Genomic DNA, 26,178 nt, shown 5'->3' with positions numbered 1-26,178 from the left:
TTTTGCGTAGATCGGCTGAGGCGTGCGCGTCTTCTAGGCGCGCCGGAGAACAGGGTCAATAAAGGCCCGCCCGCGGGGAGGACCCGCGACAGGCAGACAGTGAAGGAGGCCGGCATGCGGCGCTTGGCGGTGATGGTTCTGGCGGGGATGCTGCCGGGTGCGGCAATGGCGCAGGAGGCGCTGATCCGGCTGGAGGCGAAGCGCTCGCCCGAGGCGGCGGCCGAGGCGGCGGCGGGCTGGGCCCGGCGGTTCGACGACGTGGTGACGCTGCCGCTGCCGGGGGGCTGGACGGGCATCGCCATCGGTCCGCTGGAGCGCGACGCGGCGCTGGAGCGGCTGTCGGAGCTGAAGGGTCAGGGGCTGGTGCCGGGCGACAGCTTTGTCAGCGTTCCGCCCGCCGGCACCCCCCTGGCGCGGCTTGGCGCGGCGCCCGAGCCTGCCGCGGACGGGGACCAGGCCGAGCCGGCGGCCGATGCCGCGCCGGCCGACCCTGTGCAGAGCGGCACCTATCTGCGGCTGGAGGCCCATGAGGCCGAGCCTGAGGCCCGTGCGGCGCTGGAGCGGCTGCGCGCGGAGTTTCCCGGCGCCGGCCTGTGGCAGCTGCCCGACGGCTGGTTCGCCGTGACCCTGGGTCCGGTCGAGGACGCCGCCGCCCGTGCCTGGCTGCCGATCCTGACCGAGGCGCAGCAGGTGCCTGCCGACACGCTGATCGCCGATTCCGCCGATCTGGGCCGCATGGTCGAGGAGGGCGAGGCCCCGGACCTGCCCGCACCCGGCGATACGCGTCCCCTGCCGCCGCTGGACGAGGCGCAGCGCGCGCTGCGATGGGCGGGGCACTACCAAGGTGACATCGATGGCAAGGACGGCCCGATGACCCGCGCGGCGATCCAGGCCGAGATCGCCGGCAGCCGCGCGTCCACAGATCCCGGCACCGCGCTGCAGGCGCTGATCGAGCGGCGCGAAGCCTGGCGCGCCGAGATCGGGTTGGAGCGGCTGGAGGACGAGGCCACCGGCCTGTCGCTGGTGGCGCCCATGCAGGCGCTGGACTTTGACCGCGCCGAACGCGCCCTGTCGATCTATGGCCCGCAGGACGGCTCGGGCGCGGCGCTGATCCTCTTCAGCCAGCCCGGCGGCCAGCAGGAGTTGCTGGACCTGGCGGGGCTGGTGACGGCGCTCGGCTGGGTGCCGCGCCCCGAGCGCGAGGTGCGGCGGGGCCATGTTCGGCTGCAAGGGAGCAACGCCGATCACCTGGGTTCGGCCGAAGGCTGGGTGCGCGACGGGCGGGCCGAGGGCTATGTGCTGATCTGGCCGGCCTCGGACGCCGAAACCCGGACCCGCATCCTGGCCGAGATCAGCGACAGCCTGTCCCGGCACGCGCCTGGCCGGAACGAGGGCCGGGACGAGGCCCGGCCCGACAGCGTGCTGCCCGCCGGCGATGCCGCCGCCATGCCCGAGACGACGGAGGCCACGGCCGAGGCCGCGCCCTAGGCCCGCCAGAAGCGCGGCAGCAGCAGCACCAGGACCGAGACCAGCTCCAGCCGGCCCAGATACATCCCCAGGATCATCATCAGCTTGGCGGCTTCGGGAAAGTTGACGACCGAGCCGTTGGCGCTCATCTCGGGGCCCCAGGCCGGCCCGACATTGGCGATGGCCGTCCAGGCGGCCGTGAGGGCCGTGCGCGGATGCAACCCGGTCATTGCCAACCCGACGATCAGCAGGCCGAAGGTCAGCATGAAGAGGGTAAAGAAGGCCATCACGGAATCGATGATGTCCTGGTCCAGGGGCTGCCCCTCGTAGCGCAGCGGATAGACCCGGTGCGGGGTATGCATCCGGCGGATCTGGGCGCGCACCGCCTCCAGCAGGACCAGGTAGCGGAAGATCTTGATCGAGCAGCCGGTGGAGCCGGTGCAGCCGCCGATCAGCCCCACCACGATCAGCAGCGCCAGCGGCAGGTGCCCCCAGGCCGTGACATCGGTCGAGCCATAGCCCGTGCCGGAAAACAGCGTCACCGTGTTGAAGACCGTCTCGCGGATGACCTCGCCCAGATGGGCGTCCTGGTGCATGTAGAGCAGCCGGTAGCTGAGGATCAGCGCGCAGGCATAGAAGATCCAGCGCAGATAGGTCCGGATCTGCCGGTCCTGCCACAGCGGCACGACATTGCCGCGCATCGCCTGCACCAGCCGGATGAAGGGGATCGAGGCCATGATCATGAAGACCGAGGCCGCCCATTCCGGCCCGCCCAGATAGGCCCCGAAGCTGGCGTCGTAGTTCGAGAATCCGCCGGTCGAGCAGGTGGTCATCGCATGCACGATCGCGTCAAAGCCGGTCATGCCCAGAATCATGTAGGTGATCGCGCAGGCGCCGGTCATCAGGACATAGATCCAGGTCATCTCGGAGGCGATCTCGCCCGCGCGGGGCAGGACCTTGCCCAAGGTATCAAAGCCCTCGGACCGGAAGAACTGCATGCCGCCAACCTTCATCACCGGCAGGAAGACCATGGCCACGACCACGATCCCTAGGCCCCCCATCCACTGCAGCAGCGCCCGCCACAGATGCGTGCCGCGCGGCAGGCTGTCGAGGTCGGGAAAGGCGGTCGTGCCGGTGGTGGTGACGCCGGACATGGCCTCGAAATAGGCGTCAAGAAAGCTGACCTGGGGCTGGCCCAGGACGAAGGGCAGGGCCCCGAAGATCGGCAGCACCGCCCAGAGGCCCGAGGTCAGCAGAAAGGCCTGCTGGATCTTCAGCGACCGGTAATCGCCGCGCGTGGCCACCGCGATCAGCGTGCCCGCGATCATCGTGACCAGCGCGCATTCCAGGAAGACCATCCAGTGCGGGTCGTCGTGCCACATGTCGACCATCATCGGAAGCAGCATCGCGCCGCCCACGGCGACGACGATCTTTCCAATCGGATGGGCCACGGGACGCAGGTCGATCATGCGGCCCTGCTTGCCGCGCCGCCCGGCGCGCGTCAAGCCGGCAGCTTCGGGCCGCCGGGATGGCACGCGGGGTGCAAAACCCGTCCGCATACCATCGGGGCGCATCGCAAGCGCGGCCCGCCCCTTGAACGGACCGGCCGCAGAGGTTACCTTTTGCGCAACTTGTCATCGGAGGGCGTGTGTCATGACGCCCAAGCGTCCTGCGGGTGCGGACGCGTTCCCGAGAAATACGGTAGAGCCGTCGGGCACCCGACACCCCGAGGAGGGCGCGCTTTATGCTGCGCTCGACTTGGGGACAAATTCGTGCCGGATGCTGATTGCCCGACCGACGGGCAGTCAGTTCCAGGTCGTCGACAGCTTCTCCAAGCCGGTTCAGCTTGGGCAGGGGCTGGAAGCTTCGGGACGCCTGTCCCGCAGCTCGATGGCGCGCACCGTGCATGCGCTGCAGGTCTGCAAGCGCAAGCTGGATCAGCACAAGGTGCGCAACATGCGCCTTGTGGCCACGGAGGCATGTCGCCGTGCCAGGAACAGCCGCGACTTCATGCGCACGATCCGCCGCGAGACCGGCCTGCCGATCGAGATCATCGGCGCCGAGGAAGAGGCGCGCCTGGCCGTGATCAGCTGCGCCCCCTTGGTCAGCCACAAGACCGAGACGCTGATGGTGGTCGATATCGGCGGCGGTTCGACCGAACTGGTCTGGATCGACCTGGAGGACGTGGAGCCCAAGGAGCGTCCGCGCGCGATCATGCGCCTGTCCGACGGCTTTGGGAACCCGCAGCCGGGCGGCGCGCGCGTCGTCGACTGGATCAGCGTGCCCCTGGGCGTGGCGACGCTGCGCGACCAGTTCGCGGATGTGGAGGACGACCAAGGCCGGTTCGCGCTGATGTCCTGGTTCTTCGAGGAGGCGCTGGCAAATTTCACGCCCTATGCGGACGGATCGCCGGACGAGGGGTTCCAGATCATCGGCACCTCGGGCACGGTCACCACGGTCGCGGCCAGCTTCCTGGGCCTGCGCCGCTATGACCGCACCAAGGTCGACGGGCTTGAGATGACATCGGACCAGATCGACCGGGTGATCCATTCCTATCTGCAGCTGGGCCCCGAAGGCCGGCGCACCGACCCGCGCATCGGGCGCGAACGACATGCGCTGATCATGTCGGGGGCGGCGATCCTGCAGACGCTGATGCGCGTCTGGCCGACGAACAAGCTGTCGGTGGCCGATCGCGGCCTGCGCGAGGGGTTGCTTTATGCACAGATGGTGCGCGATGGGGTGCTGACGCCCGAAGGACTGAACGGAGTGGCCTGATGACGAAACAACCGACCAGCCGGGCCGGCAAGACCAGCGGCCGTGGCGCGCGTGATCTGAGAGTGCGCGTCAAAAGCGCCAAGGGGCGCAAGCTGTCTTCGACGCTGTGGCTGGAACGCCAGCTGAACGATCCTTATGTGGCCCTGGCCAAGCGCGAAGGGTATCGCGGGCGGGCGGCCTACAAGATCCTGGAGCTGGACGACAAGTACCGTTTCCTGGTGCCCGGCGCGCGGGTGGTGGACTTGGGCTGCGCCCCCGGCGGCTGGTGCCAGGTGGCCGTCGCCCGGGTAAATGCCCTGGGCGAGAAGTCCGGCAAGAAGGTCGGACGCGTGCTTGGCCTCGACCTGCAGGAGGTCGATCCCATCGCGGGCGCCGAGATCCACGTGCTGGATTTCCTGTCCGAAGGCGCCGACGAGCAGGTGAAGGAATGGCTGGGCGGGCCGGCCGATGTGGTGATGTCGGACATGGCGGCGGCCTCCTCGGGGCACAAGGGCACCGACCACATCCGCATCGTGGCCCTGGTCGAGGCGGCGGCGCAGCTGGCCTTTGATGTGCTGGAACCGGGCGGCACCTTCGTCGCCAAAGTTTTGGCCGGGGGTGCCGAGACCGAGATGCAGGCGATGCTCAAGCGCAACTTCACCAAGGTCGCCAACGTCAAGCCGCCGGCCAGCCGCAGCGATTCGTCCGAGAAATTCGTGGTTGCCACCGGCTTTCGCGGACGCGAGGCGCTGTCCGCCGAAGCCGAGGACTGAGCAGGGCGTCAGCGCATCTGCAGGCGATAGGCCTCGGGCGTACGGCCCGTGGCATCGACGAAGGCGCGGGTCAGATGGGTCTGGCTGGCATAGCCCAACTCCTGCGCGATGCGGGCGGGCGTCCGGTCGGTGTGGCGCAGCATCTCGGCCGCGCGTTCCAGGCGCAGTTCATGCATCAGTTCCACCGCGCGACGCCCCTTGGCCTCGATGCAGGCGCGGTCCAGCTGGGTCAGTGTGGTCCCCAGGTCCTGCGCCTGATCGGCCAGCGTCCGGCAATTGCCCAACTCCGCCGCCGCCAAGGTCAGGAACTGCTCGACCAGCGAACGGTCGGGCAGGGCCGGGCCCGCGGCGGGCCGGTGGTCCGGCGCCGGGTCCAGCCGGGTCAGGCGCAGGGACAGCAGGTTCAGGTGGCAGTTCAGCGCCTTGCGGTCCGGGGCGTTGGTAGCCTCCTCCACCAGTTCGCGCAGCGTCCCCAACAGGGCCGCCGCGCCCTTGCCCGCGCAGCCTGCGGTCAGGCTAGCGGGTAGGGGCGGGTCCACTTCGGTTGTTAGTTCGGGCGACACCAGCAGGACATGGCCCTGCGCCCCCTGCTGGGGCTTGGCGGCAAAGGCGGTGCCGGCGGGAATGTACCGGATGTCACCCGGCTCCATCACCACGCTTCGCCGGGGAAAATCCAGACGCATCCGGCCTTCGGTCACCCAGACCAGCACATGTTCGGGACGGGTGCGGGGCTGGGCGGGAAGGCTGCGGCTGCCCCAGGAGAAGGCCGCCAGCGGCAGCAGTCGGAGGCTGGCGGCGCGCGGGGCGAAGCGGCGCGAGGCGGGAACCACCCGCACCGCCATCGCATCCGGCAGGACGATCCGTGCCTGCACCGGGGCGACCTGACTTTCGTCGCGGCGGGGAACATGCGTCCCTGCATCCGGCACATGTGCGGCGGTCACGTCGATGTCGCCGCCCTGACCTTTCACGCCCCGACCCTGCGGCCGGAGGCGGGTTGGGGTGAACGGAAATCCGCCCTTCCAGCTTGAATGATCCCATAGCGACATCTGACCTGTCCCGGTTACGACATCGATTGGCGGATTATCGCCGATCCTGCGTAAAACTCCAACAGTTGCTTGCGGGTTTCCCGTGATCACGCAGGTTTCAGGCCGTCGTGATCGGCCTGCCACATCTGCCAGTCGCGCATCCGGCCGCGAAACCAGATGCGCTGCGACTTCGCATACTGGCGCGAGGCGATGATCGCGCGTTCGGCGGCCTCGGACAGGGTCAGCTGGCCGCGCAGGTGCTCGATCATTTCCGGCGCGCCGATGGCCTTGGCCCATTGCTGGGCAGGGTCCCACAGGGGCAGCATCGCGCGGACCTCCTCCAGCGCGCCCTGGTCCAGCATGGCACGAAAGCGCAGGGCGATGCGATCCGCCAGCCAGTCGCGGTCGCTGGTGATCAGCATGCGCTGGCACTCCTCCGGCGCGATCAGCGGCGGCGGCGTCTCGGCCTGCCAGGCGGCGATGCCGCGCCCGGTGGCCTGCAGCACCTCCCATGCGCGCTGGACCCGGACGGGGTTGCGAAGGTCGATCTGCGCGCGCGTCTGCGGATCCAGTTCCGCCACCAGCGCCGCCAGCCCGTCCGGCGCCGCGATGCGCGCATCTGCCAGGGCGCGCAGGGCAGGGGGCGTGGGCGGGATCTGCGCCAGCCCCCGCGTCAGCGCGGTCAGGTAAAGGCCCGTGCCGCCGACCACGATCAGCCGCCGGTCCGTCAGCGCCGCCACCTGCCGCAGCCAGTCGCCGACCGAATAGGCGGTCCCGGGGGCCACATGGCCATAGAGCGCATGCGGCGCCGCGGCCTCGTCCTGCGGAGAGGGGCGGGCGGTCAGCACCCGCCAGCAGGACCAGACCTGCAGCGCATCGGCATTCACCACCAGCCCGCCCTGCGCGCGCGCCACCGCCAGGGCCAGCGCCGATTTGCCGCTGGCCGTCGGCCCCGCGATCAGCAGGTGGCGCGAGGCATCGATCTGTGTCAGGTCAGGGTCGCGCATGGCCGATCCGGGCAGTTGATCCCGCGGCCCTTTTGCGACATTTAACGGCGCGATGAAAGCGACCGGCGACAGGAGTTCCCAATGACCACCGAGACCCCCAAGCACTATGACCGCGTGATGCTGAAGATCTCGGGCGAGGCGCTGATGGGCGACCAGGGCTATGGCCTGCACCCGCCCACCGTCGCCCGGATCGCAAACGAGGTCGAGGCCGTGCAGGCCATGGGCGTCGAGGTCTGCATGGTGATCGGCGGCGGCAACATCTTTCGCGGGCTGCAGGGCAGCGCCCAGGGGATGGAGCGGACCACCGCCGACTATATGGGAATGCTGGCGACCGTGATGAACGCGCTGGCGATGCAGTCGTCGCTGGAGGCGCGCGGCCTGCACTGCCGCGTGATCAGCGCGATCCGCATGGACGAGGTCTGCGAGCCCTATATCCGCCGCCGCGCCATCCGCCACTTGGAGAAAAAGCGGATCGTGATCTTTGCCGCCGGCACCGGCAACCCGTATTTCACCACCGACACCGCGGCCACCCTGCGCGCATCGGAAATGAACTGCGAGGCGATCTTCAAGGGCACCAAGGTCGACGGCGTCTATGACAAGGACCCGGTCAAGCATGCCGACGCCAAGCGCTATGGCGAGGTTAGCTATGACGAGGTGCTGCAAAAGCACCTGGGCGTGATGGACGCGTCGGCCATCGCCCTGGCGCGCGACAACAAGCTGCCGATCATCGTCTTTTCGCTGGACGCGCCGGGCGGGTTCCGCTCGATCCTGGAAGGGCGCGGCACCTATACCCGCGTGCACAACTGACCCCGACGCCATGACGCTGCGTGCGCGCGCCGACGCCCTTGTCCATCACCGCAAGGTGCAGTGGTTCATCACCGGCGTCATCATCTTCAACGCGCTGATCCTGGGCCTGGAAACCTCGGTCCGGATCATGTCGGCGGCCGGGCCGCTGATCCTGACGCTGGACCGGCTCTGCCTGTCGATCTTCGTGATCGAGATCGGGCTGAAGGTCTATGCCCAGGGCCTGCGCTTCTTCCGCGACGGCTGGAACGTCTTTGACTTTGCCGTCGTGGGCATCGCGCTGGTGCCGGCGACGCAGGGCCTGTCGGTGCTGCGCGCGCTGCGGATCCTGCGGCTGCTGCGCATCATCTCGGTCACGCCGCGCCTGCGCCGCGTGGTCGAGGGGTTCCTGTCGGCGCTGCCGGGCATGGCCAGCGTCTTCCTGCTGATGGGGATCATCTTCTACATCTTCGCGGTCATGGCGACCAAGCTGTTTGCCGGCTCCTTTCCCGACTGGTTCGGCGACTTGGGCAATTCCGCCTATTCGCTGTTCCAGATCATGACGCTGGAAAGCTGGTCCATGGGGATCGTGCGGCCGGTGATGGAGGCCTATCCGCTGGCCTGGCTGTTCTTCATCCCCTTCATCCTGGTGACCACATTCGCGGTGATGAACCTGGTCGTGGGCCTGATCGTGAACTCGATGCAGGAGGCCCACCAGGAGGAGGAGACCGCCGCCACCGCCGCCTATCGCGACGAGGTGCTGGAGCGGCTGGCGGCGATCGAGACCCGGCTGGCCGCGCAGGAGCAGGGCCGCCAGCCCGGCAGGGACGTCTGACAAATGCTTGGGGCAAAGGCTTTGCCAACCCTGACCATTGCGGTTACAAGCGGAAAAAATCCAAAGCAGAGGCAGTCGGACATGGCTGAGGACATCGAAATCGACATTGACGATCTGGAACGGCGGATGAAGGGCGCGATGGACAGTCTGCGGGGCGAATTTGCCAGCCTGCGGACCGGACGCGCCTCGGCCTCGATGATCGATCCCGTGCAGGTCGATGCCTATGGACAGATGACCCCGATCAACCAGCTGGGCACGGTGAACGTGCCCGAGCCGCGGATGGTCACGATCAACATCTGGGACAAGGGCATGGTCGGCAAGGTGGAAAAGGCGCTGCGCGAAAGCGGCCTGGGCATCAACCCGCAGACCAACGGCACCATCATCATGCTGCCGATCCCCGAACTGAACGAGGAGCGCCGCCGCGAGCTGACCAAGGTCGCCGCGCAATATGCCGAACATGCCCGCGTCTCGATCCGCAACGTGCGCCGCGACGGCATGGACCAGGTCAAGAAGGGCAAGTCCAACGGCATGCCCGAGGATGACCAGAAGTTCTGGGAATCCGAGATCCAGACCCTGACCGATCGCATGATCGCCGCGGTCGACGAGGCACTGACGGCCAAGCAGGCCGAGATCATGCAGGTCTGACACCATCATGGTATTCGCACGGGGCGCAGCGAACGCGGCGGCGACGGGGGGCACGACCCGTCCCCGCCACGTTGCCATCATCATGGACGGGAACGGCCGCTGGGCCACCGAACGCAGCTGGCCGCGCCTTGTCGGCCACCGGCGCGGTGCCGAGCGCGTCAAGCAGATCGTCCGCGCCTGTCCCGACCTGGGCGTGGACTGGCTGACCGTCTATGCCTTCTCGACCGAGAACTGGAAACGCTCGGCCGAGGAAGTCCTGGGCCTGATGAAGATCTTCCGCCGCTATATCGAGCGCGAGGCCGAGGGCATGTCCGCCGAGGGCGTGCGGATGCGCTTCATCGGCGGGCGCGAGCGGCTGGACCGCAAGCTGCAGGACCTGATGGCCTCGATCGAGGCCCGCACGGCCGGCAACACGCGCCTGAACCTGACGGTGGCGATCAATTATGGCGGGCGGGACGAGCTGGTGCGCGCCTCGACCCGGCTGGCCCAGAAGATCGCCGAGGGGCAGATCGTCAAGCCGACCGAGGCCGACCTGGCCGATTGCATGGACACCGCCGGACATCCCGATCCAGACCTGGTGATCCGCACCTCGGGCGAGACGCGGACCTCGAACTTCCTGCCCTGGCAGGCGGCCTATGCCGAATATGAGTTCACGCCGACGCTCTGGCCCGACTTCACCCCGGCCCACCTGGCGACGATCCTGGACCGCTACGGCCTGCGCGAGCGGCGCTTCGGCGGCGCATGACGGTGCGGGCGGCCATGAGGGCGGGTCCGCCCGGCAAGTGGGGCGACCTGTCCCGGCGCGTCGCCTCGACCCTGGTGCTGCTGGGGATCGGGGTGCTGCTGGCCGTGGCGCAGGGCGCCTGGCTGCGGCTGGGCATGGCGGTGATCTCGGCCGTGACTTTCTGGGAGCTTGCGGCCATGACCGGCTGGCGGCGTCCCGCCCGCCACGTCACGCTGTTCGGCCGCAGCCGCCCCATCGCCCTGGCGGCCATCGCGGGCGTGTCGCAGGCCGTGGCCCTGACCGGGCTGCCCCTGGCCTGGACGGCGCTGGTGGTGCCGATCATCCTGGGCCTGCCCGGTGCGGCACGGCGCGACCGGCTGACCTATGCGATCTTCGGCGCGGCGATCCTGCTGGTCGCCTTCGGGCTGGTGGGTTTTCGCGAAAACTATGGCCTGAACTTCGTTCTGTGGCTGATGGGCGTGATCATCATCTCGGACACGGCCGGATATTTCTTTGGCCGGGTGATCGGCGGCCCCAAGTTCTGGCCGGCCGTCAGCCCCAAGAAGACCTGGTCGGGCACCATTGCCGGCTGGATCGGCGCCTGCCTGATGGGCCTGTTCCTGTGGTGGGCCGGGGTCGGGGACCGGACACTGGTCTGGATCTCGCCGCTGGTCTGCTTTGCGGGCCAGATGGGCGATATCGCCGAAAGCTGGCTGAAGCGGCGCGCCGGGGTCAAGGACAGCTCGAACCTGATCCCCGGTCATGGCGGCTTCATGGATCGATTTGACGCAGTGACGGGCGCCGTTCTGGCGACCATGGTAATCGGCCTTCTGACCAGCCTGCCCGTGGTGAACTGACGAATGAGACGAATCTCGATCTTTGGCGCGACCGGGTCGGTCGGCGCGAACGGCGTTGACCTGATCCGGCATGCGGGCGGGCCTGCCGCCTATCACGTCGTGGCGCTGACCGGCGGGCGCAACATTGCGCGGCTGGCCCGCATGGCGCGCGAATTGCAGGCCGAGATTGCCGTCACCGCGCATGAGGAGTTGCTGGACGACCTGCGCGCGGCCCTGGAAGGCAGCGGCGTCGAGGCTGCGGCGGGAGAGGCCGCGCTGATGGAGGCCGCGGGCCGTCCCGCCGACTGGGTCCTGTCGGCCATCGTCGGCGCCGCGGGCCTTGCCCCTGGTCTGGCGGCGCTGTCGCAGGGCGGGGTCCTGGCGCTGGCCAACAAGGAATCCCTGGTCTGCGCAGGCGCGCTGCTGCGCCGCACGGGCAAGGCCGCCGGCACCACCATCCTGCCGGTGGACAGCGAACATTCCGCACTGTTTCAGGCGCTTGGTGCGGAGAACCTCGATTCCGTCAAGGATGTCACCATCACCGCTTCGGGGGGCGCCTTCCGCGACTGGCCGCTGGAGCGGCTGGCGGCTGCGACGGTGGCCCAGGCCTCGACCCATCCGAACTGGGCGATGGGCCAGCGCATCACCATCGACAGCGCCTCGATGTTCAACAAGGCGATGGAAGTAATCGAGGCCAAGGAGTTCTTCGGCCTCGGGCCTGACCGCATCAAGGTGCTGGTCCATCCGGAATCGATCATCCACGCGATGGTCACGCATCACGACGGCGGCAGCATCGCGCATCTGGGCGCGCCCGACATGCGCCACGCCATCGGCTATGCGCTGCACTGGCCGACCCGCCGTCCGCTGCCGGTTCCCGCACTGGACCTGGCGGCGCTTGGTGCCCTGACCTTCCGCGCCCCCGATGAGGTCCGCTGGCCCGCCCTGCGCCTGGCGCGCGAGGTGATGGCGGCGGGCGGCGCGGCCGGGGCGGTCTTCAATGCCGCCAAGGAACAGGCGCTGGACGATTTCATCGCCGGGCGCGTCCGCTTTACCGACATGGCGCCGCGGGTCGAGGCCGTGCTGGCCGACCTGTCGGCCGAGGGCGATTTCGGCGCCGATCCCGACAGCCTGGAGGCCGTCCTGCACTGGGACCGCCGGGCACGACGAAAGGCCGCCGCATGACCGACCTGATCCTGCAGACCGGCAGCACGCTCTGGACGCTGGCGGCCTTCGTGGTGGCATTGGCGGTGATCGTGACGGTCCATGAATACGGGCATTACATCGTCGGCCGCTGGTCCGGCATCCGGGCCGAGGTGTTTTCCGTGGGCTTCGGGCCGCGCCTGATGTCGCGCCGCGACCGGCGCGGGACCCTGTGGCAGGTGGCAGCCGTGCCGCTTGGCGGCTATGTGCGGTTTCTGGGCGACGACAACGCCGCCAGCGCCGGGCCCGGCCGGGCGGTCGATCCCGCGCTGCGCCGGCAGACGCTGACGGGGGCGCCGCTTTGGGCGCGGTTCGCCACGCTGCTGGCGGGACCGGTCTTCAATTTCGTGCTGTCGATCCTGATCTTCGGCGGCTTCGCGATCGTGCAGGGCATCGTCGCCGACGAGGTGCGGGTCGGGCGCGTGGCCGAGGCGCCGCCGGGGATCGAGAACCAGCTGCAGCCCGGCGACCGGATCCTGGCCGTGGGCGATCTGCCCGTGGCCGACTGGCGCGACCTGTCCCGCGCGGCCGAGGCCTTGCCGGTGGCGGCCCAGCAGCAGTGGCGCGTCGAACGGCAGGGGACGGAACTGACGGTGACAGGTCCCGATCCCATGCCCGCACGCGTGTCGGGCGTGGCGCCCCGCAGCGCCGCCGCCGAGGCGGGCCTGCGCGCGGGCGACGTGGTCCTGGCCATCGACGGCCGTCCCGTCACCCGCTTTACCCAGATGCGCGAGGCCGTGGAGGCGGCCAAGGGCGAACCGCTGGCCCTGCGCCTGTGGCGTCCGGATGCGGGCGAGCTGGACGTGACCCTGCGGCCCAAGCTGTCGGACCTGCCCGTGGCCGAGGGCGGGTTCGAGCAGCGCTGGATGATCGGCGTCACCGGCGGCGACAGCTTCTTTGCCCCCGAGACCCGTCGCGCCGGACCGCTGGAGGCGCTGGCCATCGGCGCGCGTCAGACCTGGGGGATCATCACCTCGTCCCTGACTGGCATCTGGGCGATGATCTCGGGCCAGATCGGCACCTGCAACCTGGGCGGCGCGATCAGCATCGCCGAAAGCACCGGCCAGGCCGCCAGCGCGGGGGGCGCGAATTTCCTGTGGTGGATCGCGGTCCTGTCCGCCGCCATCGGGTTCCTGAACCTGCTGCCGATCCCCGTCCTGGATGGCGGGCACCTGATGTTCTACACCTACGAGGCGATCAGCGGGCGCCCGCCTTCGGACCGGGTGCTGAACCTGCTGACGACCCTTGGCATGGCGGCGGTGCTGACACTGATGGTTTTCGGGCTCACGAACGATCTTTTCTGCCCCTGACGGTCGATGCGCTTTTGACAGCCCCCGCCTGTTGGGGCTAGAGAAAAAGGCAAAACGACAGGCCCGGCATGGGCGCACAGGCTGAAAGAGGGGCTTTCGATGACACGGAAACTGGGCAAGGGCGCGGTTGCGCTGATGGCGGCCTTGGCGATCACCGGTCCTGCGGCCCTCGCGCCGCTTCCCGCCGCGGCACTGGTGTTCAACGAGATCCGGGTCGAGGGCAACAGCCAGATCGAGACCGGCACCATCCTGTCCTATCTGAACCTGCCGCGCGGCGAGGATGTCAGCCCCGGCCAGGTGAACGAGGCCCTGCAGCGCCTGCAGAATTCGGGCCTGTTCGAGACGGTCGAGCTGGTGCCGCAGGGTGGGCAGCTGACCGTGCGGGTCAGCGAATACCCCACGATCGGCCGGATCAGCTTCGAGGGCAATCGCCGCCTGAACGACGCCCGCCTGTCCGAGATCGTCCGCAGCCAGTCGCGCCGCGTTTATCAGCCCAGCCAGGCGATCCAGGACGCGCAGGCGATTGCGCAGACCTATGCCGCCGAAGGCCGGCTGGCCGCCCGCGTCGATCCGCGCATCATCCGCCGCAGCGGCAACCGCGTGGACCTGGTCTTCGAGATCCGCGAAGGCGCGGTGACCGAGATCGAGCGCATCAGCTTTACCGGCAACCGGGCCTTTTCCGACCGCCGCCTGCGCAACGTGCTGGAGACCAAGCAAGCGGGCATCCTGCGCACCTTCATCCGCCGCGACACCTTTGCACCCGAGCGGATCCCGCTGGACGAGCGGCTGCTGACCGAATTCTACCGCTCGCAGGGATATGCCGATTTCCGTGTGCAGGCCGTCGCCCCCGAGATCGCGCGCGAGCGCGACGCCTTCTTCATCACCTTCAACATCCAGGAAGGGCCGCGCTATCGCTTTGGCCAGGTCCAGACGGTATCCGAGATCCCGGGCGTGGATGCCGCGGCCTTCGGCGAACAGAACCGCGTCAAGCGCGGCGATGTCTACAACCCGTCGGTCATCGACACGACCATCCGCCGGATGGAGACGGTGGCGATCCAGCAGGGGCTGAACTTCGTCAGCATCGAGCCGCGCGTCACGCGCAACCCGTCGAACCAGACGCTGGACCTCACCTTCGCCTTGACCCGCGGCGAACGCGTCTTTGTCGAGCGCATCGACATCGAGGGCAACACGACCACGCTGGACGAGGTGATCCGCCGCCAGTTCAACACGGTCGAGGGCGACCCGCTGAACCCGCGCGAGATCCGCAATTCGGCCGAACGCATCCGGGCGCTTGGCTATTTCACCGACGCCCAGGTCGAGACGCGCCAGGGCAGCAGCCCCGACCAGGTCATCGTCGGCGTCGCCGTCGAGGAGCAGCCGACCGGCTCGCTGTCCTTCGGCGCCTCCTATGGCGTCAGCTCGGGCGTGGGCTTCAACGCCTCGCTGACCGAGCGGAACTTCCTGGGCCGCGGCCAGACCCTGGGCCTGCAGGTCTCGACCGCCAGCGGCGACCGCGCGGCCGGCATCAACTTTGTCGAGCCCTTCTTTTTGGGCCGCGACCTCCGCTTCGGCTTTTCGGCCAGCTACAACGAGACCGAGAGCCTGAACTCGGACTATGACACCCGTTCGATCCGCATCCAGCCGTCGATCGAGTTCCCCTTGTCCGAGAACGGCCGTCTGGAGCTGCGCTATCGCGTGGCCGAGGACAAGCTGGACAACGTGACCGAGGACAGCTCGCCGCTGCTGATCGCCGAGACGGGCACACGCCTGACCTCGGCACTCGGCTATACCTACAACTGGGATTCGCGCCGCACGGGCCTTGACCCGCTGACCGCCTATCGGCTGCGTTTCTCGCAGGACTTCGCCGGGGCCGGGGGCGACACCAAGACGGTGACCACGACCGCCCTGGTCGGCGTCGAAAGCACGGCATGGCGGCCGGAGGTCACGCTGCGCGCCGAGGTCGAGGCGGGCGCGATCTATACCTATGGCGATTATTCCAGCTGGATCCTCGACCGTTTCCGCACCGGGAACCGGGTCCGCGGGTTCGAATCGAACGGCCTGGGCCCGCGCGACCTGGCGGCGCCCAACGAGGATGCGCTTGGCGGCAACTACTACTGGGCCGCACGCGCCGAGGCGCAGTTCCCCCTGGGCCTGCCCGAGGAATACGGCATTTCGGGCGGTCTCTTTGCCGATGCGGGCTCGCTCTGGGGGCTTGACCGGGCCAGCTATGACGATCCGGAGACCGGCGCGTTCGTCGCCATCGACGACGACATGTATGTCCGGGCCGCGGTCGGCGCCTCGATCTTCTGGACCACGCCGATCGGTCCCCTGCGCTTCAACTTTTCCAAGGCGGTGCGTAAGGAAGACTATGACCTGGATCAGAACTTCGACCTGACCATCCAGACGCGGTTCTGATGCGCCTGCGGCACGGGATCCTGGCGCTGGCCCTGATGTCGGGGCTGGCTGCGGCCGCGCAGGCCCAGGATGCCCCGCCGCCCGAGCCTCTCGACCCCGAGATGCCGGCGGTCGAGCCGCTGCAGCCGCGCGACGACCTGCCAAGCCGCACCATCCCCGCCGCGGGCCTGGCGCAGGGGCAGGCGCCGGTCCTGACGCTGGACCAGGACCTGCTCTACCTGACCTCCGCCTGGGGCAAGCGCGCCCAGGCAAGGCTGGAGGCCGAGGGCGAGATCATCGCGGTCGAGAACGAGCGCCTGACCCAGCTTCTGTCCGCCGAGGAGGCGCGCCTGACCGGCCAACGTGCGGTGCTGCCGCCAGCGGAGTTCCGGCGCATGGCCGAAAACTTCGACCTCCGCGCGACCGAGGTCCGCCGCGAGCGTGCGCAGGCCGTCCAGGCGCTGAATGCCTGGGCCGAGGCCGACCGCAGCGCCTTTTTCCGCGCGGCGCTGCCGGTCATGGGCCAGGTCATGCAGGATCGCGGCGCGGTGGCCGTTCTGGATCGGCGGACGGTCTTTGTGTCGCTGGATGCCATCGACGTGACCGATGACCTGGTCGCGGCCGCGGACCGCCGGCTTGGGGATGGTGAAGGCGCCGTGCCCCTGCCGCAGCAGCAGGACGCGCCAGAGGGGTCAGGGCAGGCGGGCGATGCGCTGCCGGATCAGGTCGAATAGGGCGTCGCGGTCGACATCCTTCAAGAACAGCGCATTGGCCGGGCGCCCGCTGACGCGCCACCAGTCCGCGACCGTCATGCCGATGGTCCAGCGGCCCTCGGTCTCGATCTCGACATTGATCTCGCGGCCTTGGAACAGGTCGGGCTGCAGCAGCCAGGCGATGGTGCAGGGATCGTGCAGGGGGGCGCCGAGGCTGCCATATTTCGCGGTGTCGAAGCGTTCGAAGAAATCCGTCCAGCCGGCGACGGCGGGACCGCAGCGGCCGGGCAGGGCGCGCATCGCCTCCACCCATTCGCGCGAGGTCAACGCCTTGTGCGTCACGTCCAGCGGCATCACCACCAAGGGCACGCCCGACGCGAAGACCTCGGCCGCGGCCTCGGGATCGACATAGATGTTGAACTCGGCCGCCGGGGTGATGTTGCCGACCTCGAAATAGGCGCCGCCCATCAGGACGATCCGCTGGACGCGGGCGACGATGTCGGGGGCCCGGCGGAAGGCCGCGGCGATGTTGGTCAGCGGCCCGATGGGGACCAGCGTGACGGTTCCCGCAGGCTCGCGGCGCAGCGTGTCGATGATGAAATCGACGCCGTCGCCCTCCTGCAGCGGCAGGGTAGGCGCGGGCAGTTCGATCCCGTCGAGGCCGGTCTTGCCATGCACATGCTCGGCCGTCACGAGGTCCCGCGACAGCGGCCGGTCGCAGCCGGCAAAGACCGGGATGTCGGTCCGGCCCGACAGTTCGACCACCTTGCGGGCATTCACCTCGGTCAGTGCCAGCGGCACGTTGCCCGCGACGGCCACGATGCCCAGCACCTCCAGTTCGGGTGAGGCCAGCGCCAGCAGGATGGCCACGGCGTCGTCCTGTCCGGGGTCGGTGTCGATGATGATCTTCTGCGCCATGCCTGGCCTCCTGTCCCGGGACGCGCGGATCATTGCCGCCCCATGAAAAAGGCGCAAGCCCTTGCCTGCGCCTTCCGTTTCACCCGTGATGCCGGGGGCAGTGCCCCGCCGGTCAGCCGTCGAAGTTGACGCGCTCGATCAGGTCCAGCGCCTTGGGGCGCAGGTCCGAGATCTCGGACAGGGCTAGGTCGTCGGGGGTGAACTCGCCCCAGCTGGCGACCAGTTCGGACCGTTCCACGCCTTCCTTGATCGGGAATTCGTTGTTCGTTTCGGCATAGATGCGCTGTGCCTCGTCGCTGACCAGGAATTCCATCAGCTGCAGCGCGGCCTCGCGGTTCGGGGCTGCCTTGGTCATCGCCATGCCCGAGACGTTCACATGCGTGCCGCCACCCTCGAAGGTCGGGAACACGATGCGGACCGACTCGGCCCATTCCTTCTGTTCGTGGTCCTTCAGCATGGCGCCCATGTAATAGGTGTTGCCCAGGCTGATGTCGCATTCGCCGGCCCAGATCGACTTGACCTGGTCGCGGTCACCGCCCTCGGGCGACTTGGCCAGGTTCGACTTCAGGCCTTCCAGCCAAGCCAGCGTCTCTTCCTCGCCGTGATGGGCCAGGTAGGCGGCGGTCAGCGCGACGTTGTAGTCGTTGGTGAAGGTGCGGGTGCAAAGCCGGCCCTGCCATTTGGGATCGGCCAGGTCCTCATAGGTGGTCACCTCGCCATCGGCCACGCGCTCCTTGTGGGCATAGACGATCCGGGCGCGGGTGGTCAGGCCGAACCACTGGTTGTCGGCATCGCGCAGGCGGTCGGGGACCACATCCAGGGCCTCGTCCTCGACCGGCTGCAGGACGCCGGCTTCCTTGACCTCGCCCAAGCGCGCCACGTCCACGGTCAGCACCAGGTCGGCGGGCGAGCGGTCGCCCTCGGCCTGCAGGCGCTCGACCATGCCCTTGTCCACGAAGGCCACGTTGACCTTGATGCCGGTTTCGGCGGTGAAGGCATCGACCAGCGGCTGGATCAGCTCGGGCTGGCGGTGCGAATAGACGTTCACCTCCTGGGCCAGGGCAGGCATCGCGGTGGCACCCAGCAGTGAGGCAAGGATCAGGCTGCGCATGTTGACTCCTTTGGTCAGAATTCCAGGCGGGTTGTGCCAATTCCGACCGAAGCTGTCAAGCAATGGGACGGATTGACCGCGACGCGGCGGCGGGCTAGGGCGCGGGCATGGCACGCACACCCCTTTTGCAACTTTCCGAAATCTCGCTGACCTATGGCGGCGATCCCATCTTTGACGGCTTGTCGCTGAACGTCCAGCCGGGCGACCGGGTGGCGCTGGTCGGGCGCAACGGGTCGGGCAAATCGACGCTGATGAAGGTCATGGCGGGCCTGGTCGAGGCCGACCGCGGCGAGGTCGTGCTGTCGGCCGGCGTTTCGACCGGATACATGGAGCAGGACCCCGACCTGTCGGGCTTTGCCACGCTTGGCGATTTCGCCCGTGACGGCCTGCCCGAGGGCGAGGGTTACCGCGTCGACATGGCGGCCGAGGGGCTGAAGTTCGACCCCGACCGGCCGGTGGACACCGCCTCGGGCGGCGAACGGCGGCGTGCGGCGCTGGCACGGCTGCTGGCGCAGGCCCCGGAGCTGATGCTGCTGGACGAGCCGACGAACCACCTGGACATCCAGGCGATCGGCTGGCTGGAGGAGCACCTGTCCCAGACCCGCGCCGGTTTCGTGCTGATCAGCCACGACCGCGCCTTTCTGCGCCGCCTGACGCGCGCGACGCTGTGGATCGACCGCGGCCAGGTCCGCCGGCAGGAGCGCGGCTTCGAGGGGTTCGAGGACTGGCGCGAGGCCACCTGGGCGGCCGAGGACGACGCCCGCCACAAGCTGGACCGCAAGATCAAGGCCGAGGCCCGGTGGGCGGTCGAGGGCATCAGCGCCCGGCGCAAGCGCAACCAGGGCCGCGTCCGCGCGCTGGCCGCCCTGCGGGCCGAGCGCAGCAGCCAGATCCGCCGCCAGGGCACCGCCGCCATGGCGCTGGATTCGGGCACCCAGTCCGGCAAGAAGGTGATCGAGGCCAAGGGCATCGCCAAGACCTTTGGCGAGCGCACCATCCTGCGCCCCTTCGACCTGCGCATCCAGCGCGGCGACCGCATTGCCTTTGTCGGCCCCAACGGCGCCGGCAAGACCACTCTGATCAAGATGCTGACCGGAGAGATCGCTCCCGACGAGGGCACGGTCACCATGGGCACCAATCTGGAGATCGCCGTCTTCGACCAGGCGCGGGCGGCGCTGAACCCCGACCAGACACTGTGGGAATCGCTGACCGGCGATCCGGACATGCGCGTGTCGGGCCGGGCCGACCAGGTCATGGTGCGCGGCACGCCCAAGCATGTCGTGGCCTATCTGAAGGATTTCCTGTTCGATGACGGCCAGGCGCGGGCGCCCGTGCGCAGCCTGTCGGGCGGCGAAAAGGCGCGCCTGCTGCTGGCGCGGCTGATGGCCAAGCCCTCGAACCTGCTGGTCATGGACGAACCGACCAACGATCTGGACGTGGAAACGCTGGACCTGCTGCAGGACCTGCTGGGCGAATATGACGGGACCGTGCTGCTGGTCAGCCACGACCGCGATTTCATCGACCGGGTGGCGGATACGACCGTCGCGATGGAGGGCGATGGCCGCGCCACCGTCTATGCCGGCGGCTGGAGCGATTATCAGGCGCAGCGCGGCGAGGTCGCCGCCGAAGAGCCGCAGGCCCCCGCCGCACGGCCCGCGCAGGCGGTCGAGGATAAGCCCAGGGCGGGCAAGTCCGGCCTGAGCTTTACCGAAAGGCACCGGCTGGACGAGCTGCCGTCCGTCATCCAGCGCCTGGAGGCCGAGATCGCCAAGCTGTCCGAGTTCCTGGCGGATCCGGACCTGTTCCAGACCGCCCCGGCCAAGTTCCAGAAGGCCAGCCTTGCGCTGAGCGAACGCCAGGCCGCCCTGGCCGATGCCGAGGATGAGTGGCTGTCGCTGGAGGAAAAGGCTGCCGTCTAGGCGCTGTGGCGTTCAGGATGCGCCGCCGCGGCCGCCCCGAGCGCGCTGCGCAGCCAGTGGTGCGCAAAGGCCAGCTTGGCGCGCACCGGCCCGGTCAGCACGAAGGGATAAAGGTCGCCGTTGTCCAGCGCGCGGTTGATGTCGTTGACGGCGATGGCCACCTCGGAGGCGATGCCCAGCAGGCGCGGGGTGTCGTCCTCGGCATAGGGGCGATAGCCGTCGGGAACGCCCCCCATGGTCAGGCCGGTGCTGACGAAGCTGTCGGTGAAATCGACCATGTGCAGCAGATGGGCGACGCTTTCGGCCCAGTCCTCGTGCGGATGGGCGGCGGCATAGCGGGTGATGTGATCCTCGCCCGGATCGGGCAGGTCGGCGTAATATCGTTTCAGCGCCTCGCCATAGGGTTCGCGTTCGTCCCCGAAGATGTCGCGGAAGGCGGGCAGAAAGCCGGGCAGGGCAGTTAGACGGTCGAACAGGAAATGCGCCATCTCGTGCCGGAAATGGCCCACCATGGAGCGGTACTGCTCGCCCAGGTCCAGTTGCCGCTTCAAACGGATCAGCTCGTCCGCCTCGGTGACGTTGATGGTGATCTGGCCCTTGGCATGGCCCATGACCACGCGCTGCGTGCGCCCGCCGGTATGTTCCGACAGCATCAGGAACCGCGGCCGGGCGCCGGTATCGGTGCGGGTGAACCAGCCCCATTGCGCCAGGTTCGCCAGCACCCACCGCTTGCCACGTTCGGCCCGCGCCAGCAGCCGCAGGTTGTCCCCCACATGCAGCACCGGCACGACCCGTGACATGGCGCAGGAGGCGCAGAAGGCCCCCTGCCGCGGCGCGGTCCAGTTGCAGTCGATGCGCCCGCGGTTGACGCAGAAGGGGACGTCCGTCACCATCGCCCGCGCCTCGGGATCATAGGCCAGGTGCGCCCCGCAGGCGCAGGTGAGGTTGTGGAAATAGGCGCTTGTTCCGCAAAGCGGGCAGCTGAAGCGTTGCATGGCCTTAAAGGTCCCGTGTCTGGCAGGGAACAAGCCCGCGACCGGCTGGGCGGTTCCTTGGCGCATGCTTCAAAGCCAGGATGCTTGACTTGACAGACCCGATGCGCCATATGCGCCGGACCGGCAGGGCAATCGCCCTTGGCCGGTCAATTGTTTTCAATGACACCCGATCTGCGGGTGCGCTGTCCGAAGGCGGGGAAAGCCCCCGGAACACCGGCGATGCCGGGGCCGCAGGACGCGGGTTATGAAGGATAAGAAGCGATGTTCGCGGTTCTGAAGACGGGCGGCAAGCAGTACAAGGTGCAGGCGGGTGACGTCCTGCGCGTTGAAAAACTGAATGCCGCAGCTGGCGACAAGGTCCAGTTCAACGAGATCCTGATGGTCGGCGGCACCCTGGGTGCGCCGCTGGTCGGCGGCGCCTGCGTGCAGGCGGAAGTGATCGACCAGATCAAGGCCGACAAGGTCATCACCTATGTCAAGCGCCGCCGCAAGCACAGCTCGCAGCGGACGCGCGGCCACCGCCAGCAGCTGACCCTGCTGCGCGTGACCGACGTGCTGGAAAATGGCGCGGACAAGACCGGCGTGAAAGCCGCGGTCGGCGCACGTGCGAAGACCCCGGCCCAAGACGCCGCTGAAGCGTAAGGAGAACGACCCATGGCACATAAAAAAGCAGGCGGTTCCTCCCGCAACGGTCGCGACAGCGCCGGCCGCCGTCTCGGCGTCAAGCTGTTCGGTGGCCAGGCTGCCATCGCGGGCAACATCATCGCACGTCAGCGCGGGACCACCTGGTGGCCGGGCGACAATGTCGGCATGGGCAAGGATCACACCCTGTTCGCGCTGACCGATGGCCATGTCACCTTCAAGAAGGGCCTGAAAGGGCGCACCTTCATTTCGGTGATTCCCGCCGCGCTCGAAGCAGCCGAGTAACCCAAGAGTAACATTTCGATGTTAGAAGGGGGATCGGCGCAAGCCGGTCCCCCGAACCGTTTATGCCGTCATTTTTTATTCTGGCCAGTTTCCGGGGGAGGGAACATGGTAATGTCTGCACCTTTGAGGGAGGGAAGCCGGTTGGATGACCTCAAGCCCGTCGATGCGGGGTCGTCGCATCAGGCCGAGATCAGGACCGAGCGTTTCGTGCTGCGCCCGTTGCGCGCGTCCGACGCGGGAATGATCTCGCATTACACCGCCGACAAGCGCGTGGCCGAGGGGACCCGCGCCATCCCGCATCCGCTTCCGCGCGGCGCCTCCGAGGCCTTCGTGGCCCGTGCTCTGGCCGCCGACCGGACCGAGGATGTCTGGGCCATCGACGGCTCGCAGAACCGCCTGGCGGAGCTGCTGGGCGTCGTCTCGCTGACCCGGATGGAGGGAGACCAGTCTGAACTGGGCTTCTGGATCGGCGCGGGCTTCTGGAACACCGGCTTTGCCACCGAAGCCGTGGCCGCGCTGGTCGAGGCCAATCCGCATGGCGCGCGCACGCTGTTCGCCGAGGCGTTCCAGGACAATCCGGGTTCGGCCCGCGTGCTGACCAATTGCGGCTTCGTCTATCTGGGCGATGCCGAAAGCTGGTCTGTCGCGCGTGGCGCGCGTGTCCCGACCTGGACCTATCTGCGCAAGATGCTCTGATCCGCAGGCCTGGGCGGCAAGTCTGTCCCGCCGATTTGGGCACCATGGGCGACAGGATAAGGGCGCCGGCCATTGCAATGGCCGGCGCCGGCCTTAAATCCTGCCCATGACACAGAACCTTCCCTATTCGCTTCTGGACCTGTCGCCGGTGCCCGAGGGCAGCACGGCGCAGGATGCCATCCGCAACACCATCGACTTGGCCCGGCATGCCGAGGACTGGGGCTATCATCGTTTCTGGCTGGCCGAGCATCACAACATGCCGGGCATCGCCAGCGCGGCCACGGCCGTCCTGATCGGGCTTGTGGCGCAGGCCACGCGGACCATCCGGGTGGGCGCCGGCGGCATCATGCTGCCCAACCACGCGCCCCTGACCGTGGCCGAGGCCTTTGGCACGCTGGCCACCGCCTTTCCCGACCGCATCGACCTGGGGCTGGGGCGGGCGCCCGGCGGCGACGGCGCGGTGATCCGCGCGCTGCGTCGTGATCCGATGGCCGACAGCTTTCCGCAGGACGTGGTCGAGCTGCTGGACTATCTGGGACCCGAGCGGCCCGGCGCCGCGGTCCGGGCCCTGCCGGGCGAGGGCACCAATGTCCCGATCTGGATCCTGGGCAGCAGCCTTTACGGCGCGCAGCTGGCCGCCCATCTGGGCCTGCCCTATGCCTTTGCCAGCCACTTCGCGCCGGATGACCTGGATCGGGCGCTGACGCTCTATCACGCGAACTTTCGCCCTTCGCCTTGGGGGCAGGCGCCGCGCGCCATCATGGCGATCAATGTCTTTGCCGCCGACGATCCGGGGCAGGCCACTTTCCTGCGTACGACGATGCAGCTGGCCTTCGCACGGCTGCGGACCGGCATGCCCGGCAAGCTGCCCCGCCCCGTGGCGGATATCGATGCCGAGATCGGCGCGCAGTTGCGGCAGGGCGTGGACCGCGCGCTGCGCATCAGCGCGGTGGGCGACCGGGCGCAGGTGCAGGACCAGCTGGCGCAGCTGGTGGGCACCTATCGGCCCGACGAGATCATCCTGACCGGCCAGATCCACGACCACGCCGCCCGGCTGCACAGCTTTGAGTTGGCGGCCGAGGCGGCCCAGGGCCTGAGGCTGGCAAACGCCGCCTGACCGGCCCCGGACACAAGAAAAAGGCCCCGCCGAGCAATCGGCGGGGCCTTTCCGTTTGTCGTTTCAGTCAGGATCAGTCGCGCTGGCCCATGAACTGCAGCAGGAACATGAACAGGTTCAGGAAGTCGAGATAGAGCCGCAGCGCACCCATGATCGCCGTCTTGCCGATGAAGTCGGCATCCGAGCCGGCCATCTGCAGATAGGTGTTCTTGATGTTCTGCGTGTCATAGGCGGTCAGGCCGGCAAAGATCAGCACGCCCAGGATCGAGATCGCGAACTGCATGCCCGAGGACTGCAGGAAGATGTTCACGATCGAGGCCACGATCAGGCCGATCACGCCCATGATCAGGAAGCTGCCCCAGCCCGAGATGTCCTTCTTGGTGGTATAGCCCCAGAGCGACAGGCCCGCGAAGGCGATCGCGGTCACCAGGAAGGTCTGCACGATCGAGGTCCCGGTATAGACCAGGAAGATCGAGCTGAGCGACAGGCCCATCAGCGCCGCGAAGGCATAGAAGACGCCGGTCGCGGCCGAGACGGACAGCCGGTTGATCGCCGCGCCGAAGGCGAAGACCATCAGCAGCGGCGCGAACATGATCACCCATTTCAGAGGCGAGGTGTAGATCGCGGCGCCAAGCGCGCTCAATTGCCCGTCCGCCGTGACGGCGGCGGTCGAGATGCCATAGGCTGCCACGGCGGTTACACCCATGCCGACCGCCATCAGCCCATAAACCTTGTTCATGTAGGCCCGCAGGCCTTCGTCGACCACCGACTGGCGGCTGCCGACGGCCTGCGTGGCGCGGTACGTGTTGTAATCTGCCATTGACGTCTCCCCATAAGACAGGCGGGACATTGGCGTCCCGTTCCTTGATGAATATCGTCCGGGGCGCAAAAATTTTCAATGGCGCGACCGCGTCAAATTGGCGCAATTCACAGGGTAATGACGACCTTCCCGATGCTGCGGCGCTCTCTCAGCAGGCGGTAGCCCTGGGCCAGCTGATCCAGCGGCAGAACCTCTCCGGCATGGGGCTTGAGGCGGCCTTCGGTGAACATCCCGAACAGGCTGGTCATGCTGTCGCGCAGCGCCTGAGGGTCCAGCTTGCGATAGCCGCCCCAGTAAAAGCCGTGGATGGCGATGTTCTTGACCAGCGCGTGGTTCAGCGGCAGCTCCGGAGGGCGGCCGCCGGCAAAGCCGATGACCAGGAACCGCCCGCCCGGCTTCAGCGCGCGAAACGCCGCCTCTCCGGCGGTCTCTCCGACCGGGTCGTAGATCACGTCCGCGCCGCCCAGGTCGCGCAATGCGGCCCTGAGGTCGGGGCAGTCGCTGCTGTCGATGACCTCCTGGGCGCCGGCGGCGGTTACGCTGGCCAGCCGGTCGGCCCCGCGCGCCACGCCGATGACCCTTGCGCCCATCGCCCGGCCGATCTCGACGGCGGTCAGCCCGACGCCGCCGGCCGCCCCCAGGACCACCAGCGTCTCTCCCGGGTTCAGCGCCGCGCGTCCGGCCAGGGCCAGGTGACTAGTACCATAGGCCACCTGGAAGCCTGCCGCCTGTTCAAAGCTCATGCCGTCGGGAAAGGGTTGCACCGCCCGTTCGGGCACGGCGATCACCTCGGCCATGGTGCCCGGCCAGGACACGACCACCCGCATTCCGGGGGTCAGGCGGCTGCCCTCCGGAGCCAGGACAACCTCGCCCGCACCCTCGAGGCCGGCGATGAAGGGCGCCTCGGCGGCCTCCTGATACTGTCCCTTGGCCTTCAGAAGGTCCGCGAAATTCAGGGCTGATGCGCGCATCCGGACCAGAACCTGATCCTCGGCCGGCCGCGGGGCGGGGGCACTTGCAATCCCGGGCTCGGCACCGATCGCCGGAATACAGCCTATGCGAATCACTTCTTCCATTTTTTCTCCTGCGGTTTGCGGTCAAGGTTGGCATCTCCCGCGCGCCATTCCCACCGGCCTGTTCAGGACCTGCAAGGACCTGTCTTTTTGGTCAGGAAACGGGCTGTTAACCAAGTTGACACTCGAAAAGCGA

25 protein-coding genes are annotated in these 26,178 nt (G+C 68.3%); 17 read left to right on the top strand and 8 right to left on the bottom strand.

All coding sequences use genetic code 11. The annotated features are described in order from the left end of the window. Positions 1–114: 114 nt before the first annotated feature. The gene (locus ACNR9W_RS10270) at positions 115–1,488 is read left to right on the top strand and encodes a peptidoglycan-binding domain-containing protein (protein ID WP_419267420.1); all 1,374 of its coding nucleotides are present in this window, start codon (positions 115–117) and stop codon (positions 1,486–1,488) included. Here ACNR9W_RS10270 and ACNR9W_RS10265 read toward each other — a convergent pair. Continuing rightward, positions 1,485–2,936: a TrkH family potassium uptake protein gene (locus ACNR9W_RS10265; RefSeq protein WP_419267421.1), complete on the bottom strand. Its 1,452-nt coding sequence runs from the start codon at positions 2,934–2,936 to the stop codon at positions 1,485–1,487. The genes ACNR9W_RS10270 and ACNR9W_RS10265 overlap by 4 nt on opposite strands. Before the next feature lie 184 nt (positions 2,937–3,120). Between ACNR9W_RS10265 and ACNR9W_RS10260 the strand changes: the two genes are divergently transcribed. Continuing rightward, a complete protein-coding gene (locus tag ACNR9W_RS10260) occupies positions 3,121–4,242 on the top strand; it encodes a Ppx/GppA phosphatase family protein (RefSeq protein WP_419267422.1) in 1,122 nt (373 codons plus the stop codon). Beyond that, entirely contained in the window at positions 4,242–4,994 is a 753-nt protein-coding gene (locus ACNR9W_RS10255) for an RlmE family RNA methyltransferase (RefSeq protein WP_419267424.1), read from the top strand. The genes ACNR9W_RS10260 and ACNR9W_RS10255 overlap by 1 nt, the downstream gene beginning before the upstream one ends. A gap of 8 nt (positions 4,995–5,002) precedes the next feature. Here the strand turns inward: ACNR9W_RS10255 and ACNR9W_RS10250 are convergent, their stop codons facing one another. Together ACNR9W_RS10250 and miaA are read right to left on the bottom strand one after the other, a co-directional pair. Next, a complete protein-coding gene (locus tag ACNR9W_RS10250) occupies positions 5,003–5,962 on the bottom strand; it encodes a helix-turn-helix domain-containing protein (RefSeq protein ID WP_419267425.1) in 960 nt (319 codons plus the stop codon). A gap of 164 nt (positions 5,963–6,126) precedes the next feature. Next, entirely contained in the window at positions 6,127–7,026 is a 900-nt protein-coding gene (gene miaA / locus ACNR9W_RS10245) for a tRNA (adenosine(37)-N6)-dimethylallyltransferase MiaA (RefSeq protein ID WP_419267427.1), read from the bottom strand. Between the two features lie 81 nt (positions 7,027–7,107). On the opposite strand from miaA, the gene pyrH reads away from it, so the two are divergent. From pyrH to ACNR9W_RS10200, 9 genes are all read left to right on the top strand, one after another. Next, a complete protein-coding gene (gene pyrH / locus ACNR9W_RS10240; protein WP_419267428.1) occupies positions 7,108–7,833 on the top strand; it encodes a UMP kinase in 726 nt (241 codons plus the stop codon). A 10-nt stretch (positions 7,834–7,843) separates the two neighbouring features. Further along, positions 7,844–8,644, top strand: a complete 801-nt coding sequence (locus tag ACNR9W_RS10235; protein WP_419267429.1) for an ion transporter — start codon at positions 7,844–7,846, stop codon at positions 8,642–8,644. 81 nt (positions 8,645–8,725) lie between these two features. Beyond that, complete coding sequence (gene frr, locus ACNR9W_RS10230; RefSeq protein ID WP_419267430.1) at positions 8,726–9,289, top strand: ribosome recycling factor; 564 nt, start codon at positions 8,726–8,728, stop codon at positions 9,287–9,289. Between the two features lie 7 nt (positions 9,290–9,296). Next, complete coding sequence (uppS, locus tag ACNR9W_RS10225; protein WP_419267431.1) at positions 9,297–10,034, top strand: polyprenyl diphosphate synthase; 738 nt, start codon at positions 9,297–9,299, stop codon at positions 10,032–10,034. A gap of 14 nt (positions 10,035–10,048) precedes the next feature. After that, positions 10,049–10,870: a phosphatidate cytidylyltransferase gene (locus ACNR9W_RS10220; protein ID WP_419267432.1), complete on the top strand. Its 822-nt coding sequence runs from the start codon at positions 10,049–10,051 to the stop codon at positions 10,868–10,870. A gap of 3 nt (positions 10,871–10,873) precedes the next feature. Then, a complete protein-coding gene (gene dxr, locus ACNR9W_RS10215; RefSeq protein ID WP_419267433.1) occupies positions 10,874–12,031 on the top strand; it encodes a 1-deoxy-D-xylulose-5-phosphate reductoisomerase in 1,158 nt (385 codons plus the stop codon). Further along, positions 12,028–13,359, top strand: coding sequence for an RIP metalloprotease RseP (gene rseP, locus ACNR9W_RS10210; protein ID WP_419267434.1), 1,332 nt, complete (start codon positions 12,028–12,030; stop codon positions 13,357–13,359). The genes dxr and rseP overlap by 4 nt, the downstream gene beginning before the upstream one ends. Before the next feature lie 99 nt (positions 13,360–13,458). Beyond that, positions 13,459–15,774, top strand: coding sequence for an outer membrane protein assembly factor BamA (bamA, locus tag ACNR9W_RS10205; protein WP_419267435.1), 2,316 nt, complete (start codon positions 13,459–13,461; stop codon positions 15,772–15,774). Continuing rightward, on the top strand, positions 15,774–16,487 hold the full coding sequence (locus ACNR9W_RS10200) for an OmpH/Skp family outer membrane protein (protein WP_419267437.1): 714 nt from the start codon (positions 15,774–15,776) through the stop codon (positions 16,485–16,487). The genes bamA and ACNR9W_RS10200 overlap by 1 nt, the downstream gene beginning before the upstream one ends. Here the strand turns inward: ACNR9W_RS10200 and ACNR9W_RS10195 are convergent. Next, positions 16,446–17,384 (bottom strand): nucleoside hydrolase, encoded by a 939-nt coding sequence (locus tag ACNR9W_RS10195; RefSeq protein ID WP_419267438.1) that lies wholly within the window; start codon positions 17,382–17,384, stop codon positions 16,446–16,448. The genes ACNR9W_RS10200 and ACNR9W_RS10195 overlap by 42 nt on opposite strands. A 112-nt stretch (positions 17,385–17,496) precedes the next feature. After that, on the bottom strand, positions 17,497–18,495 hold the full coding sequence (locus ACNR9W_RS10190; RefSeq protein WP_419267439.1) for a Fe(3+) ABC transporter substrate-binding protein: 999 nt from the start codon (positions 18,493–18,495) through the stop codon (positions 17,497–17,499). 107 nt (positions 18,496–18,602) lie between these two features. Between ACNR9W_RS10190 and ACNR9W_RS10185 the strand changes: the two genes are divergently transcribed. Continuing rightward, a complete protein-coding gene (locus ACNR9W_RS10185; protein ID WP_419267440.1) occupies positions 18,603–20,414 on the top strand; it encodes an ABC-F family ATP-binding cassette domain-containing protein in 1,812 nt (603 codons plus the stop codon). On the opposite strand, the gene ACNR9W_RS10180 is transcribed toward ACNR9W_RS10185, so the two are convergent. Next, positions 20,411–21,409, bottom strand: a complete 999-nt coding sequence (locus ACNR9W_RS10180; protein WP_419267442.1) for a putative zinc-binding metallopeptidase — start codon at positions 21,407–21,409, stop codon at positions 20,411–20,413. The genes ACNR9W_RS10185 and ACNR9W_RS10180 overlap by 4 nt on opposite strands. Positions 21,410–21,670: 261 nt before the next feature. On the opposite strand from ACNR9W_RS10180, the gene rplU reads away from it, so the two are divergent. The 4 genes from rplU to ACNR9W_RS10160 all read left to right on the top strand — a co-directional run bounded on the left by rplU (position 21,671) and on the right by ACNR9W_RS10160 (position 24,149). Next, a complete protein-coding gene (gene rplU / locus ACNR9W_RS10175; RefSeq protein WP_419267443.1) occupies positions 21,671–22,051 on the top strand; it encodes a 50S ribosomal protein L21 in 381 nt (126 codons plus the stop codon). A 12-nt stretch (positions 22,052–22,063) separates the two neighbouring features. Beyond that, positions 22,064–22,336, top strand: coding sequence for a 50S ribosomal protein L27 (rpmA, locus tag ACNR9W_RS10170; RefSeq protein ID WP_111298064.1), 273 nt, complete (start codon positions 22,064–22,066; stop codon positions 22,334–22,336). A gap of 141 nt (positions 22,337–22,477) precedes the next feature. Further along, on the top strand, positions 22,478–23,032 hold the full coding sequence (locus ACNR9W_RS10165) for a GNAT family N-acetyltransferase (RefSeq protein WP_419267444.1): 555 nt from the start codon (positions 22,478–22,480) through the stop codon (positions 23,030–23,032). A 106-nt stretch (positions 23,033–23,138) separates the two neighbouring features. Next, complete coding sequence (locus ACNR9W_RS10160) at positions 23,139–24,149, top strand: LLM class flavin-dependent oxidoreductase (protein ID WP_419267445.1); 1,011 nt, start codon at positions 23,139–23,141, stop codon at positions 24,147–24,149. Between the two features lie 73 nt (positions 24,150–24,222). Here ACNR9W_RS10160 and ACNR9W_RS10155 read toward each other — a convergent pair whose 3' ends face one another. Together ACNR9W_RS10155 and ACNR9W_RS10150 are read right to left on the bottom strand one after the other, a co-directional pair. After that, the gene (locus ACNR9W_RS10155) at positions 24,223–24,969 is read right to left on the bottom strand and encodes a Bax inhibitor-1/YccA family protein (RefSeq protein WP_419267446.1); all 747 of its coding nucleotides are present in this window, start codon (positions 24,967–24,969) and stop codon (positions 24,223–24,225) included. Positions 24,970–25,076: 107 nt separating this feature from the next. Then, entirely contained in the window at positions 25,077–26,045 is a 969-nt protein-coding gene (locus ACNR9W_RS10150; RefSeq protein ID WP_419267447.1) for an NADPH:quinone oxidoreductase family protein, read from the bottom strand. Between the last annotated feature and the right edge of the window lie 133 nt (positions 26,046–26,178).

Source organism: Paracoccus sp. T5, assembly GCF_048538155.2.
GTDB lineage: Bacteria > Pseudomonadota > Alphaproteobacteria > Rhodobacterales > Rhodobacteraceae > Paracoccus.
This window is presented reverse-complemented; position numbering and strand designations above follow the sequence as displayed.